Origin of the sequence: Noviherbaspirillum sp. (assembly GCF_035254865.1) — a bacterium.
Taxonomy (GTDB): Bacteria; Pseudomonadota; Gammaproteobacteria; order Burkholderiales; family Burkholderiaceae_D; genus Noviherbaspirillum.
In genome coordinates this window covers 136272-151436 of sequence record NZ_DATFAF010000018.1, presented here as the reverse complement: position 1 = coordinate 151436, position 15165 = coordinate 136272, and the positions used below count along the sequence as shown (strand labels likewise).

11 protein-coding genes are annotated in these 15165 nt (G+C 60.4%); 7 read left to right on the top strand and 4 right to left on the bottom strand.

What is annotated here, in order from left to right; translation table 11 throughout:
- Positions 1–3: 3 nt before the first annotated feature.
- Positions 4–1803: an extracellular solute-binding protein gene (locus tag VJ651_RS04850; RefSeq protein ID WP_324106344.1), complete on the bottom strand. Its 1800-nt coding sequence runs from the start codon at positions 1801–1803 to the stop codon at positions 4–6.
- Positions 1804–2157: 354 nt separating this feature from the next.
- Here VJ651_RS04850 and fabI point away from each other — a divergent pair, with 354 nt between their 5' ends.
- Complete coding sequence (gene fabI / locus VJ651_RS04845; protein ID WP_324106343.1) at positions 2158–2940, top strand: enoyl-ACP reductase FabI; 783 nt, start codon at positions 2158–2160, stop codon at positions 2938–2940.
- 347 nt (positions 2941–3287) lie between these two features.
- A complete protein-coding gene (locus tag VJ651_RS04840; RefSeq protein ID WP_324106342.1) occupies positions 3288–4691 on the top strand; it encodes a DEAD/DEAH box helicase in 1404 nt (467 codons plus the stop codon).
- Between the two features lie 131 nt (positions 4692–4822).
- On the opposite strand, the gene senA is transcribed toward VJ651_RS04840, so the two are convergent.
- Positions 4823–6010 carry a selenoneine synthase SenA gene (gene senA, locus VJ651_RS04835; protein WP_324106341.1) on the bottom strand — a complete coding sequence of 396 codons (1188 nt, stop codon included), beginning with the start codon at positions 6008–6010 and terminating at the stop codon, positions 4823–4825.
- Positions 6011–6181: 171 nt separating this feature from the next.
- On the opposite strand from senA, the gene VJ651_RS04830 reads away from it, so the two are divergent.
- Complete coding sequence (locus tag VJ651_RS04830) at positions 6182–6631, top strand: GNAT family N-acetyltransferase (RefSeq protein ID WP_324106340.1); 450 nt, start codon at positions 6182–6184, stop codon at positions 6629–6631.
- A gap of 12 nt (positions 6632–6643) precedes the next feature.
- On the opposite strand, the gene egtB is transcribed toward VJ651_RS04830, so the two are convergent.
- Both egtB and egtD read right to left on the bottom strand, forming a co-directional pair.
- Positions 6644–7879, bottom strand: coding sequence for an ergothioneine biosynthesis protein EgtB (gene egtB / locus VJ651_RS04825; RefSeq protein ID WP_324106339.1), 1236 nt, complete (start codon positions 7877–7879; stop codon positions 6644–6646).
- 14 nt (positions 7880–7893) lie between these two features.
- Complete coding sequence (egtD, locus tag VJ651_RS04820; protein WP_414691310.1) at positions 7894–8847, bottom strand: L-histidine N(alpha)-methyltransferase; 954 nt, start codon at positions 8845–8847, stop codon at positions 7894–7896.
- A 188-nt stretch (positions 8848–9035) separates the two neighbouring features.
- Here egtD and VJ651_RS04815 point away from each other — a divergent pair, with 188 nt between their 5' ends.
- Genes VJ651_RS04815 through VJ651_RS04800 form a run of 4 tightly spaced genes read left to right on the top strand, consistent with a single transcriptional unit; the run spans position 9036 to position 15140 of the window.
- On the top strand, positions 9036–9698 hold the full coding sequence (locus VJ651_RS04815) for an ABC transporter ATP-binding protein (RefSeq protein ID WP_324106338.1): 663 nt from the start codon (positions 9036–9038) through the stop codon (positions 9696–9698).
- Positions 9695–12235, top strand: a complete 2541-nt coding sequence (locus tag VJ651_RS04810; protein ID WP_324106337.1) for an FtsX-like permease family protein — start codon at positions 9695–9697, stop codon at positions 12233–12235. Before VJ651_RS04815 ends, VJ651_RS04810 begins: the two co-directional genes overlap by 4 nt.
- The gene (locus VJ651_RS04805; RefSeq protein WP_324106336.1) at positions 12235–13356 is read left to right on the top strand and encodes a carotenoid 1,2-hydratase; all 1122 of its coding nucleotides are present in this window, start codon (positions 12235–12237) and stop codon (positions 13354–13356) included. The genes VJ651_RS04810 and VJ651_RS04805 overlap by 1 nt, the downstream gene beginning before the upstream one ends.
- Positions 13353–15140 (top strand): ABC transporter transmembrane domain-containing protein, encoded by a 1788-nt coding sequence (locus VJ651_RS04800; RefSeq protein ID WP_324106335.1) that lies wholly within the window; start codon positions 13353–13355, stop codon positions 15138–15140. The genes VJ651_RS04805 and VJ651_RS04800 overlap by 4 nt, the downstream gene beginning before the upstream one ends.
- Positions 15141–15165: the final 25 nt, after the last annotated feature.

The following is a 15165-nucleotide window of genomic DNA, read 5'->3' as shown; positions in this document are numbered from 1 at the left end:
GCTCTACCTTGCCTTTTCCTGCCACCAGGTTGAAATCACGTAAGGGTCCGCAGCGTAATACAAAGGCAGTTTGGCCGGAATGCCAAAGCGGCTGCGATACGCGACCCTGTGTGTGGAAGAATACCAATGTGGCACGACTATGTATTTGTTCAACAGCACGCGATCGAGCGAACGGGCTGCGGCGACCAGATCCTTGCGCGTCTCCGCGGAAACCAGGCCCGCGACCAGCTTGTCGACAGCGGGGTCCTTCAATCCCCAGGCATTGTTCGAACCTTTTTCGTCGGCGGCCTTGGAGCTGAACATGTCGAACATTTCATTGCCCGGACTGTTCGTATCCGGGAAGCGAATGCTGGTCATGTCGAAATCGAATTCCTCCATGCGCTTCTGCACCAGCGCGTAATCGGCGGTGCGCTGCTTGACCTGCACGCCGAGCTTTTGCAGGTTGCGGACATACACGCTGATCACGCGCGACAAAGCCGATTGATCGTCGAGGATTTCAAAGGTGAACGGTTCGCCCTTGCTGTTGCGCAGCGCGCCGTCGCGATACTCCCAGCCGGCTTCCTTGAACAATGCCTTGGCCTGCAGCAAATTGGCGCGCAATGAACTCGGCGGATCGGTGCGCGGAGGCACCGGTGCAGGCCCGAACACGGCCGGGTCGAGCCTGTCGCGCAAGGGCTGCAGCACTTTCAGTTCACCTTCGCTGGGCATGCCGACCGCCGCCAGCTCGCTGTTGTTGAAGAAGGAGTAAATGCGCTTGTACTGGTTATAAAACAGTTGCCGGTTCATCCACTGGAAATCCAGCGCGAGACCGAGCGCCTTGCGCACGCGGATGTCGGCAAACTGCGGCCGCCGCAAATTCATCACGAAACCCTGCATGCCCGCAGCGTTGGAATGCGGCAGCTCGCGCTTGACGATTTCGCCGCTCTTGAATTTCGGCCCGATATAGCTGCGCGCCCAGTTCTTCGCACTGTATTCGACAACAACGTCGAATTCGCCCGCCTTGAACGCTTCCAGGCGTGCCACATCATCCTTGTAAAAACGGTAGAGGATGCGCCCGAAGTTGAACATGCCGCGGCGCGAGGGAACGTCGTCGCCCCAGTAATTCGGATCGCGCTTGTAACTGATCGAGCGGCCCACGTCGTAACGGTCAATCAGGTAGGGGCCGGTGGAAATCGGCGGTTCAAGCTGGATATTGTCGAATGAGGTGCCGGCGCCCCACTTGCGGGAAAACACCGGGACGCCGCCCACGATCAGGGGCAACTCACGATTGAGCGCCTTGAAGTCGAAGCGTACGGTACGCGGATCGACGATCACGCACTGCTTGACGTCGGCAAAGATCGACTTGAACTGTGGAGCGCCCTTCGCGACCAGCGTATCGTAGGAGTATTTGACGTCGGCAGCGGTTACCGGGTCGCCATTATTGAACTTCGCTTTCGGATTGAGACGGAAGGTCATCGACATCCGGTCCGGCGCCAGCTCCATGTCTTCCGCCAGCAGACCGTACATGGTGGCAACCTCGTCGGAAGAACCGGTCGCCAAGGTTTCGAACATCAGGTTGGATACCCCGGCCGCCGCCACGCCCTTCAACGAAAACGGATTGAACTTGTCAAAGCTGGTTCGACGGTCCGGATTCGCGAGAAACAACTCGCCGCCTCGCGGCGCATCGGGATTCACATAATCGAAGTGCGTGAAACCTGCCGGATACTTCGGCGTGTCGTACATGGAAAAGGCATGGGCGCCGAATGCGCTGCCGCTGTATGGGAGACTACTGACAAGCAGAAAGGATAGGAAATATTTACGCATTCGCCTGTTCACGAGAAATGCCGTTCAGCATAGCGGGTCGAAAAAGTGGGGCTATTGTACCGAAAGGGACAGGTTGAGTTGACGAGTTTTTTAGCCGATCAACGAGACTTGCCGCACGTTAATTGAATTTCCGTGTTTTATCACAGCAATTAGCACCAACTGGAATTTTCAAACAAGCTTGCTGCGCAAACGCAAAAGTTGCCGTGCGCCCGAAGTCTCCCTACAATCGTGCCCAATTCGTGAAATCAAACGCAAAAACGGCGGAAACGGGCACTTTAACTGCATTTCCGGCTGACGCAGGCAGCCCGCAGCCCGTTAAGCGATAAAATACGACAAATTCATTTGGAGTCATTCATGGCGTTTCTGCAAGGCAAAAAAATACTGATCACCGGCCTTCTGTCCAACCGGTCCATCGCTTACGGCATCGCGCAGGCCTGCAAACGTGAAGGCGCCGAACTGGCATTCACCTATGTTGGCGAGCGCTTCAAGGAGCGCATCACGGAATTCGCCGATGAATTCGGCAGCAAGCTGGTGTTCGAATGCGACGTCGGCAGCGATGAACAGATCAATGGCGTGTTCACCGATCTTGCCAAGTCCTGGGATCATCTGGACGGCATGGTGCACTCCATCGGCTTCGCGCCGCGCGAAGCCATCACGGGCAATTTCCTGGACGGATTGTCGCGCGAATCGTTCCGCATCGCGCACGACATTTCCTCGTACAGCTTCCCGGCAATGGCGAAGGCGGCGCTACCGATGCTGCGTCCGAACTCCTCGCTGCTGACTCTTACTTATATGGGTTCGACCCGCGCCACGCCGAACTACAACACCATGGGTCTCGCCAAGGCATCGCTGGAAGCCAGCGTGCGCTACCTGGCAGAGGCCCTCGGCCCGAAAGGCATTCGTGTCAACGGCATTTCCGCCGGCCCGATCAAGACGCTGGCGGCGAGCGGCATCAAGGACTTCGGCAAACTGCTCGGCATTGTCGCCGCGCATGCGCCGCTGCGTCGTAACATCACGATCGAAGACGTGGGCAATACCGCTGCGTTCCTGCTGTCGGACCTGGCATCCGGCATTACCAGCGAAATCACCTATGTCGACGGCGGCTTCTCGCACGTGATGTACGCGCCGGAAGAGTAAGAGGTTCCCAGGGCGGCGCATGTCCGCCCTGCCCGCCGGGATTGCGCTTGCCCACGCATTTTGCAGCGCAAAAAATACCCGGCACCGAAATCGATTAGTCTGTATAATGCGCCGCAGTGCATCGCAACAAGCATGCATATCGTAGCATCGCAACCCTTTAGCAATAAACGATAAAGCCATCCCGCCTTTTGGTGTTGATTTTCAGACACCGTCCCGGCGCAAAGCTTTTGTGCCGAAATTTCTCAGAAAAATTCTCAGTTGTTTCGTTGGTTGGCGTTGCCTTTTTAATACGCCTGCGCACCCGTCCTGTGTGTGGTCGCGGCGTTGAATTTTAAGAAAGAAACACAATGACTTTTGAAGCACTTGGCCTGCACGCGTCCATTCTGAAAGCACTGACCGAAGCCGGCTACACCAAACCTACTTCCGTTCAGGAGCAGGCAGTTCCCGCGGCCCTGCAAGGCCGCGACCTGATGGTGTCCTCGCAGACAGGTTCCGGCAAGACCGCAGCATTCATGCTGCCGGCATTGCACAAATTCGCGCTGGCCGAGCAACAACCGCAGCCGGGCGCAAAGACCGCCAACCAGGAACGCCAGTCCGCCCGTTCGCGCGGCGAGCGTCCTCGTTTCCAGCCGGCGCAACCGAAGATGCTGGTGCTGACCCCGACCCGTGAACTCGCGCTGCAAGTGACGACCGCGACCGCCAAATACGGCTCCTATCTGCGCCGCGTGCGCGCCGTTTCGATCCTCGGCGGCATGCCCTATCCGAAGCAGATGCAATTGCTGGCGAAGAATCCGGAAATCCTCGTCGCCACACCGGGTCGCCTGATCGATCACATGGAATCGGGCAAGATCAATTTCTCGCAACTGGAAATTCTGGTGCTGGACGAAGCCGACCGCATGCTGGACATGGGCTTCATCGACGATATCGAAAAGATCGTTGCTTCGACGCCGGAAACGCGTCAGACCATGCTGTTCTCCGCTACGCTCGACGGCGTGGTCGGCAACATGGCCAAGCGCATCACGCGTGAACCGCTGGTGATCCAGATCGCCGGTTCCGCGACCAAGCATGAGAACATCCAGCAGCGCGTACACTTCGTCGATGACCTGTCGCACAAGAACCGCCTGCTCGATCACCTGCTGCGCGATGCGTCGCTGGACCAGGCCGTGGTATTTACCGCGACCAAGCGCGATGCCGATACGATTGCCGATCGTCTGAACATCGCCGGCTTTGCCGCTGCTGCCTTGCATGGCGACATGCATCAGGGTGCGCGCAATCGTACGCTGGATGCACTGCGTCGCGGCCAGGTTCGAGTGCTGGTGGCAACCGACGTAGCGGCGCGCGGCATCGACGTGCCGGGCATCACGCACGTGGTGAACTATGACCTGCCGAAGTTCCCGGAAGACTATGTCCACCGTATCGGCCGCACCGGCCGCGCAGGACGCAACGGTCTGGCGATTTCGCTGGTGAACCATGCTGAAAACATCAACATCAAGCGTATCGAGCGTTTCACCAAGCAATTGATCCCTGTCGATGTCGTCGCAGGCCTGGAGCCGAAAAAGACGGCCTCCGCGCCGCGCAGCGCCCGCAAACCGGGCGGCTGGAAGCCGGGCGACAACCGTGGCAACAGCAGCGCCAAGCCGGGTCAGCGCACCTTCAGCAAGCCGGGTGCTCCGCGCAAGGAAGGCGGCTTCAACAAAGGTTCGCGCTTCGGTGACAGCGGTAACAGCCGTCGTTCCTTCGGCGACCGCTGATTGATCGATAGCATCCGCGGGCAGCCCTGAGGGGAATCTGTCCACGGAAAACATTCGGCGTACCCCACGGAAGGCACGGAAATTTTCAATAAATTTTTCCGTGCCTTTTGTGTTTTCCGTGGACATTTTTCTTATAGGGCGCAGGTACGAAAACCGATGAACGGATCGTCGCGCTCAGGCAAATGGAAATTGCGGAATTTCGGCGACCGGATACGCAGTCTTGTTGCGAACGACGCGCCGCGTACCGTCTGATGCGTCATGAAATACGGTGCGGAATACTCCCGATAGGCATCCGGCGCGAATCCCGGATACGGCTCGAAGGGCGAGCAGGTCCACTCCCATAAATCTCCCCAGCGAAATGCCGGATGGCCGGACATGGCCGCGAATTCCCATTCCGCTTCCGTCGGCAGGCGACGCCCTGCCCAGGTGCAATAAGCCTGCGCCTCATACAGACTGATGTGACGCACGGGCTCATTGGCAGGCAAGGCAATCTCTTTCCCGAAACGGCGGCAACGCCAGTGCCGGCCTTCGCGCACCCAATCTCGCGGCGCGGAACGATCCTGCGCCATCAACCACGCGCGTCCCGCCGTAGTCCAGAACTGCGGCTTCTGATAGCCGCCGTCCGCCACGAATTCGCTGTACTGCGCGTTCGACACCAGGGTCGAATCCATGGTGAAGACCGGCACATAATAAGGATGCGCCCACTTTTCGTTATCGAACACGAATCCGGAATCCGGCGTGCTGCCGAGATGGATGGTGCCGCCGGGAAAACGGATTTCACCCTGCGCCCAGGAAGGAATCGCATGATTGGCGAGTTGCTGCGGCAAGACCACGTCGAGTGTTTGCAGGCCACTGGCCAATGCTTCTCCACGCATGTCTTCATACGCGAGGGCCAGTCGATACGGATAGAGCGCCGCATGCTCGTTCTTCGCGCGCGTCAATTTGTCGAGCACGCGATCGAGCACTTCACGGCAATATGTCTTCAGTGCGCCGGTGCTCGGCAGCTCGATTTTCCATCGCGCGCGATGCGATACGGTATTGGGGTCGAACCAGTCGTCTCCCTTGGTCAGCATGGAGGTACGTTGCGCGGCAGTCGGATCGCTCGACTGGGCGTCGCGCAGAATGTACCACTCCGCAAACCATGAGATATGTCCCAGTTCCCACAAGGGCGGATTGATGGAAGGAAGGACCGGAACCTTGCCCGGCAGGTCCAGACCTGCCGCCGCATAGCATTCAAAGAGTGTCAGCGTGTAATCGCGTGCATCCTGCAGCGCTCCGGCCAACTCATTGGGCGCGGCGGTTCGGAAGGAAAAATTCATTGCAATGCTTGAACAGATCTTGAAATGTCAGGGGTATTTGCCAATTATCGACCTCGCATTGGCAAAAGCCAACAACGCGTCAGCGAAATCATGCAAGCGCGAATCATGCCTGCGAGCGAAAGCGCCGACGTACAATGATGCCCTTTCAACATCACTGTGGAGAGGGACACCATGCAAGTAAACGTTCGCCAGGCGGGATTAGTCGACGTCGAGATCATCGCTCCCTTGTTCGACGGGTATCGGCAGTTCTACGGGCAGGCGTCCGATTTGCCACTGGCGCGCGAGTTCATCCGCGATCGGCTGGCGTTGCTGGAGTCGGTCATTCTGCTGGCGGAGAACGGGCAAGGTGAAGCTCTCGGTTTTACGCAACTATATCCGTCGTTTTCTTCAGTCAGTGCAAGACGGATCTGGATCCTCAACGATTTGTTTGTCGTGCCGCAAGCACGCGGCACAGGTGCGGGAAAGGCCTTGCTGGAGGCGGCCAGGATGCATGCCGTGGCATGCGGGGCAAAGCGGCTTGCTCTTTCCACGGCGCACGACAACCCTGCGCAGAAGTTATATGAGTCCGTGGGTTACCAGCGTGACACCAGCTTCTTTCACTACAGCCTGAATGTGGACTGAAGACGGTTATCCTTATTTCGCCAGGCGAATGCCGGAAAACTGCCAGCGCGCGTATGCGGGAAAGAAATTGCGATAGGTCGTGCGCGCATGTCCGGGCGGCGTCGCGCAGGACGAGCCGCGCAGCACGTACTGATTGCACATGAACTTGCCGTTGTATTCGCCGATGGCGCCTGCCTCCGCGCGATATCCGGGATAAGGCGCATAGCTGCTCGCGGTCCATTGCCAGCATTCGCCGAACAGCTGCGTCAGTTCGGTGTCCCGCGAGCCGATATGTGCGCTCGGATGAAAGCTGCCGTGCCCGAAATCGCTCGCGCCGGTGGCGGCATGTTCCCATTCAAACTCTGTCGGCAGACGTGCACCGCTCCATCGCGCATAGGCATCCGCCTCGAAGCAGGAAACATGCGTCACGGGACGATGGCGATCGAGCGGCTGCAAACCATGCAGCGTGAATTCCTGCCATCCATCGTCGCCCTGGCGCCAGTAAATCGGTTGCGCCACTCGGTTGGCCTGTGCCCAATCCCATCCCTCGGACAGCCACAAGCCTGGCTCCGCATAGCCGCCATCTTCGACGAATGCGAGGTATTCGCCATTCGAAATCAGCCTGGAGCCCAGCGAAAACGGTTCGAGGAATTGGCGGTGACGCGGCAATTCATTGTCGAAACAGAATACGTCGCCGGCATGGCCGATCTCGACGACACCGGCATCGTATGCGCGCCAGGCCATCGGTTCCTCGTAGCTGGTGTTCGGCAAGCTTGTGCTGCTGTATGCGGGCAGCAAGGGGTTCAGGGAGAGCAGATGCTTGACGTCGGTGAGGATCAATTCCTGGTGCTGCTGTTCGTGGTGCAAGCCCATTTCCAGCAAACGTGCGATTTCATCGTGCTCTTCCTTGCCCGACATCAGGAGCGCAATCCGCTCATCGACGTTGCGGCGATAGGCACGCACATCGCCCAGCGAGGGCCTGGTCAGCATGCCGCGCTGCGGGCGCGGGTGCTTTTCGCCAATGCCGTTGTAATAGGAATTGAACAGTACCCGATACGCCGGATGATACGAGCGGAAATCCTTCTCGAACCGCTCGAGGATGAAGGTTTCAAAAAACCAGGTCGTGTGCGCCAGGTGCCATTTGACAGGGCTGGCGTCCGGCATCGACTGCACACAGCAGTCTTCATCGGTCAGAGGCTCCGACAAGGCGACGGTGCGACCGCGAACACGGCGGTAGGCAGATTGCAGATCGTCAGCGAATGCGCTCATCTTCACCTCCCGTTTCAAACCGCCCGTGCATGGCACAACATGAACCAGCCATGGGGATCGCTCCACCTGTTCACATGCGCGAATCCGGCGCGCTCCAGTAATTGCAGGAATTTCTCGGGCGTGTACTTGTAGCTGTTTTCGGTATGGATGCGTTCGCCCTCTGAGAAACGCCGCTCGCCGCCGTCCCACGTCACGATCACGCTACGCAGCGCTTCCAGGTGCAATTCGACGCGGCTCTCGCCGGCGTTGAACGCGCAGACATGGCGCCAGTCGCGCGGCTTGAAGTTGGTTCCGAGCAAACGGTTCAAATGTTGCAGCATATTCAAATTGAATGCCGCGGTCAGTCCGATGGCGTCGTCATAGGCCGCGTACAGCAAGCCCTCATCCTTGATGAGATCAACCCCAATGAGCAGGCCCCCGTCGGCACGGCAGGCATCGCGCACTCTGCCGAGAAAGGCCGCGGCTTCCTCCGGCGTGAAGTTGCCGATCGACGAGCCAGGATAAAAGAACAAGCGCTTTTCAGAGCGAACTGCGTCGGGAAGTTCGAGCGCGCTGGAAAAGTCCATGCCCAGCGCCGTCATCCGGATCTGCGGATAGCGGTAGCGCAAACACTCGACCGCCTCGCGCAAGAAATCGACCGAGATATCGACCGGCACATATTGCACCGGCTGCAAGGCGGAAAACAGACTGGCGGCTTTCTCGCAATTGCCCGCGCCCAAATCGATCAAGGTGGAACCGCGTCCCGTGGATCGCGCGATCTCGGCGCGGTATTGCTCAAAAATCAGCGCCTCGGTCCGCGTGGGGTAATATTCCGGCAGTTCGCAAATGGCTGCAAACAATTTTGAACCCAGCCCGTCATAGAGGAATTTCGGCGAGATGCAGGCTTGCGGCGCGAGCAAGCCTGCATTGAGCTCCGCGCATATCGCATCCGTGTTCCTGTGATAGATCTGAATGAATCCGCTTTGCAAGATTTCCTGTCAAGGGCAATGCAGCGGTGGCCGATCCGGGCGACGCCGCGTGAAGGGAATTTGGCTATCATAGGTCGCGTGAATTGACCGTCCCTTGATGCGTCACAAGTCCGGACAGGGCATCCCGATCTTTTTTGTCACAACAAGTAAGCTTCAGCAATCAGGCATACCGAGAAGAAAGCGTATCGATGTTACAGCTTCGCAATATCAGCAAGTCGTATCCCAATGGCCGGAATGTTCTGAGCAACTTGTCGCATGACATCAAGGATGGTGAATACGTCGCGATCATGGGAGAGTCCGGCGTCGGCAAATCGACCCTGCTGAATCTGGTCGCCGGCCTCGATTCGCTGGATGCGGGCGAAATTGTCGTTGATGGCGTGCCGATGTCTTCGCTGAACGACGATGAAGCAACCTTGCTGAGGCGAAAAAAGTTCGGATTCATTTTCCAGGCTTTTCACGTGCTGCCGCATCTCACGCTGTTTCAGAATATTGCCTTGCCCTTGATGCTCAATCACAGCGAGACACACAGAGCGAGGCTGATGCTGGCGGCGGTCGGCCTGCGCGGCAGGGAACAGGATTTTCCGCGCCAGCTTTCCGGCGGCGAATTGCAGCGGGTGGCGATTGCGCGCGCCCTGGTACACAAGCCGAAACTGCTGCTGGCCGACGAACCGACCGGCAACCTCGATCCGGATACCGCACACGAGGTGCTGCGCCTGCTGCGTGATGAAATCAAGCAAAATGGCGCGTCCGGCATTCTCGTCACCCATTCGCCGGCAGCAGCGGCCACCGCGGATCGCATCTTGATGTTGACGAAGCAAGGATTGCTGCCGATGGAATCGGTACCGGCATGAGTGGCGGCCAGCGATCCTTTCTCGGCCAATGGCTGACGCTCGGCGAATGGCGCGCGCATCCGGTGCGGACGCTGATCGCCACCGGCGCGATTGCGCTGGGTGTGGCGCTCGGCTTCGCCATCCATTTGATCAATGCCGCCGCCTACAACGAGTTTTCCGCAGCGATCAAGAGCCTGTCCGGCCAGGCCGACCTGCAGGTGCGCAGCACGCAAGCCTTCTTCGACGAATCGCTTTATCCCCGTCTCGCGCAGCATGAAGGCATCGCGCTCGCCAATCCGGTGCTGGAAATCGATGCGGCGATTCCGGGGCAGCGCAGCGCCCTCAAGATATTGGGCATCGACATGTTCAAGGCCGCAGCCATTGCACCGGATCTGATCGGCATGCCGGCCGAAGACCGGCCTTTCGACACGCTCGCCGACGATGCGATCTTTCTTTCGCCGGCGGCGATGGAATGGCTGCAGGTCCGGCGCGGAGATCGGCTGGAATTGCGCGTCGGAACGCGAGCGCTCGTCTTGCGCGTGGCCGGCGGACTGGTGCGCGCACGTGCGGGACAGCGCATTGCGGTCATGGATATCGGGGCGGCGCAATGGCGCTTCGGCCGCATCGGGCAGCTTTCGCATATCGACCTGAAGCTGGCCGCAGGCATCGATCGCGCCGCGTTCAAGGCCGCGCTGGCCAGGGAATTGCAGCCGCAATATCTGGTCACGGAGACCGAGGACCAGGAGGAGCGGACCAATAACATGTCGCGCGCCTATCGCGTCAACCTGAATGTGCTGGCGCTGGTGGCATTGTTCACCGGCGCCTTCCTGGTTTTTTCCACCCAAGCCTTGTCGGTGATACGGCGGCGCAGCCAGCTTGCCTTGTTGCGCGTGATCGGCATGACGCGCCGGCAGGTGCTGGGCCAGATCCTGCTGGAGGGTGGACTGCTTGGCGTCACCGGATCGCTGCTGGGTCTGGCCGGCGGTTATGCAATCGCTGCGGCGGCATTGCGCTTATTCGGAGGCGACCTGGGCGGCGGGTATTTTCCCGGCGTCCAGCCGACCGTGCAGTTCTCGCCCTGGGCCGCGGCACTGTTCTTCGCTCTCGGCACGCTTGCCGCATTGCTCGGCTGCGCCAGTCCGGCATGGGAAGCCGCCCGCGCTAGACCGGCGCAGGCGATCAAGTCGGGGAGCGAGGACGTTGCCTTGTCCAGACTGTCCTCGCCTTGGCCGTCGCTGACCTGCCTCGCTGCCGGTGCACTGCTGACGCGTCTGCCTCCAGTCTTCGAACTGCCGCTGTTCGGTTATCTTGCGATTGCCTTGCTGCTGATTGGCGGCCTCGGGCTGATGCCGCGATTTTCGGCGTTGGCGTTTGCGATGCTGTCCGGCATCACAGGCCGCAAGCCGCAGGTCATCGCGACGCTGACGCTGGCACGATTGGCGAACGCGCCGAACCAGGCGGCGATTGCGCTCGGCGGCGTGCTGTCGAGTTTCAGCCTGCTGGTGGCGATGGCGATCATGGTGGCAAGCTTCCGGGTCTCGGTCGACAACTGGCTGTCGGATGTGCTCTCCGCCGACCTCTATGTGCGCTCGGCCCTCAGCGGCAACACCGGCGCGCTGTCTCCCGCCGACCAGCAAGCGATCGCATCCTTGCCGGGCGTCGCACGCGCCGATTTCCTGCGCACGCTGCCGCTGGTGCTTGATCCGGCGCGTCCGCCGGTCACGCTGATGGCAAGGCCGATCGATGTTGTCGATCCGGGCAAGACCTTGCCGCTTGCAGGAAAGGCTTTGTCGGCGAGCGAATTGCCGGCTGGCGTGATGCCGATCTGGGTATCGGAAGCGGTCATCGATTTGTATCGCTTCCGTGTCGGCGCGCGCGTTTCGCTGAATATTGCAGGCCGCACGCCCCCGTTCGTCGTGGCCGGCGTGTGGCGGGATTACGCAAGACAGTCGGGCGCGATCCAGATGCGTTTGTCGGATTACCGGAGCTTGTCGGGCGACATGGAAGTCAATGACGCGGCGCTGCGCTTGCGCAGCGGCATCAAGGCGGAACAAGTGATCGCCGAATTGCGACGGTTGCCGTTCGGCGCTGCGCTCGAATTCGCCCTGCCCGGCGACATTCGTGCCATCACCCTGAAGATTTTTGACAGGAGCTTTGCCGTGACCTATCTGCTGGAGGTGGTGGCCATCGTGATCGGCCTGTTCGGCGTGGCGGCAACCTTTTCCGCGCAAACGCTCGCGCGCGCAAAGGAATTCGGCATGCTGCGTCACATCGGCGTCACGCGCCGGCAGATCCTCGCCATGCTGGCGATCGAGGGCGGCCTGCTTTCCTTGCTGGGCGTGGCGACCGGTTTTCTGCTGGGCGGCGCGATCAGTCTGATCCTGGTGTTTGTGGTCAATCCGCAATCCTTCCACTGGACGATGCAATTGCACATGCCATGGAATGTGCTGCTCACGGTCGCCGCGGTGCTCTCGGGTTCGGCGGCAGTTACTGCCCTGATCGCGGGGCGATACGCCGTGTCCGGACAGGCGGTGCGTGCAGTAAGGGAGGATTGGTAATGGCCAGCGCCATGTTTTCGTCCTTGTCGAACAAGTTCTGCGCTGCGGCACGCTGGATGGTACTGCTTTTGTCGCTCTTGCCGTTTGTGGCGGCGCCGACGTTTGCCGATGCGCCGCGATTCGCGACAGTCGATCCGGGCAGGCAGCTTATCTTTCCGCGTGACTTCGGCGCGCATCCGGATTTCCGCACCGAGTGGTGGTATGTCACCGGCTGGCTGGAAACGCCGGATAACAAGCAGCTTGGATTCCAGATCACCTTCTTCCGCTCCGCTACCGAGCACGACCCGGCCAACCCGAGCCGCTTCGCTCCAAAACAGCTCATCATCGCGCATGCGGCCTTGTCCGATCCGGCCATCGGCAGGCTCCTGCACGACCAGAAGATTGCGCGCGAAGGCTTCGACCTCGCATATTCAAAGCAAGGCAATACCGACGTCAAGCTTGGCGACTGGCGCCTGGTGCGAAACGCGAATGGCGGCTATCGCATGCATGCCGCAGCACACGATTTCGCGCTGGATTTTTCGCTGACGGCCACACAAGAGCCGATGCTGCAGGGCGATCATGGATTTTCCCGCAAGGGGCCGAAGCCGGGACAGGCAAGTTACTACTACAGCGAACCCCAGCTCAAGCTTGCCGGTACCGTGATGCGCAAGGGGAAACCAGTCAAGGTCAGCGGCATTGCCTGGCTCGATCATGAATGGTCGACCAGCGTGCTGGACGCCGACGCGGCCGGCTGGGACTGGACCGGCATCAATCTCGATGACGGTTCCGCACTGATGGCATTTCAGATCCGCGGCAAGGATGGCGCCAAGCTGTGGGCGCATGCCGCCCTGCGCGATCCGGCGGGACGCATCACAAACTACGATCCGGATCAGGTGCGCTTCCTGCCGCAGCGCCGCTGGAACTCGCCGCGCACCAATGCGACTTACCCCGTGGCCACGCGCATCGAAACCGGGTCGACAACCTGGGACCTGGCCCCGCTGCAGGACGATCAGGAGCTCGATTCGCGGCAATCAACCGGTGCGGTGTATTGGGAGGGCGCGGTCACCGTCAAGCGCGACGGCAAGGCAGCCGGCCGCGGCTATCTCGAACTGACGGGCTACGTCAAACCACTCAAATTATGACAACAAGCACATTAAAAGAAACACGCAAAGGCAGCCTGGCCACCCTCAAGGGCCTGCTGCCATTTCTCGCCCCCTACAAGAAGCAGATCATCCTCGCGGGCATCGCGCTGCTCGTCGCCGCCGGCGCCACGCTTGCGATTCCGTATGCGTTCAAGCAGATGATCGATCTCGGCTTCGGCGCGGCCGGAGCGAAAAGCAGCGCGCATATCGACCTGTATTTCCTTGCGCTGTTCGGCGTTGCCAGCGTGCTGGCGATCGCCACCGCGGCGCGCTTCTACATGGTGTCGTGGCTCGGCGAGCGCGTGACTGCCGACATGCGCAGCGCCATCTATCGCCATGTGGTCACACAAAGCCCGCAGTTTTTTGAAACCACGCAAACCGGCGAGGTGCTGTCGCGGCTGACCACGGACACCACGCTGATCCAGACACTGGTGGGTACCAGCATTTCCATGGCGCTGCGCAATGCACTGCTCTGCATCGGCGGCCTCATCATGCTGTTCGTCACCAGCGCCAAGCTGGCCGGGATCATCATCGTGCTGCTTGCCGCGGTGGTATTGCCGATCGTCTTGTTCGGTCGGCGCGTGCGCAAGCTGTCGCGTGCATCGCAAGACCGTGTCGCGGACACCTCGGCACTCGCCGGTGAAATCCTGAATGCGATGCCGACGGTGCAGGCATACACCCACGAGAAGCTGGAAGCGCAACGCTTTGGCGAACTGGTCGAGCGTGCATTTCAGGTCGCGTTGCAGCGCATCCGCGCGCGCTCACTGCTGACGGTGGTCGCGATCCTGCTGGTGTTCGGCGCGAATGTGTTCGTACTGTGGCTCGGCGCGCAAGCGGTCATCCAGGGCAGCATGACGGCTGGCGAGCTTGGCCAGTTCATCCTGTATGCCACCATCGTGGCCGGCGCGATCGGTGCGCTGTCCGAGGTGATCGGCGACGCACAACGCGCGGCAGGTGCGGCGGAACGCCTGCTGGAGCTGATGGCGGTCCGCTCGCCGATTCAGTCGCCTTCGCAGCCGCAAGCCTTGCCGCCGCGCACGGCGAACGGTGCTTCGCTCACGCTGCAAGGGATCGGCTTCCGCTACCCTTCCCGCCCGCAGTCGCCGGCGCTGCTCGATCTTTCCCTCGACATCCGCCCCGGAGAAAACGTCGCCGTCGTGGGCCCATCGGGCGCGGGCAAGAGCACGCTGTTTCAGCTGCTGTTGCGTTTCTATGACCCGCAGAACGGCAGTATCCGGCTCGATGGCGTCGACATCCGCAAGCTCGACCTGCACACGCTGCGCGACGCCATCGGCATCGTGCCGCAGGATACGGTCGTGTTCTCGGCCGATGCGATGGAGAACATCCGCTATGGCCGCGCAGGCGCAAGCGATGAAGAAGTCATCGCCGCTGCCAAGCTGGCGGCGGCGCATGAATTCATCGAGAAGCTGCCGGAGGGATACCGCTCCTTCCTCGGCGAGCGCGGCGTGCGCCTGTCCGGCGGCCAGCGGCAACGCATTGCGATCGCGCGCGCCTTGCTGAAGAATCCGCCGCTGCTGCTGCTCGATGAAGCCACCAGCGCGCTCGACGCGGAATCGGAGCGCCTGGTGCAGAGCGCACTGGAAGCGGCGATGAAGGGGAGAACCACGCTGGTGATCGCACACCGGCTGGCAACCGTGCAGCGCGCCGACCGCATCGTCGTGATGGAGCACGGGCGGATCATCGAAATCGGCACCCATGCGTCGCTGACGGCGCAAGGCGGACTCTATGCCAGTCTCGCGGCGTTGCAGTTTTCGCAAGATTAAAGCAAACACGCTGCCGCCTTTTTAC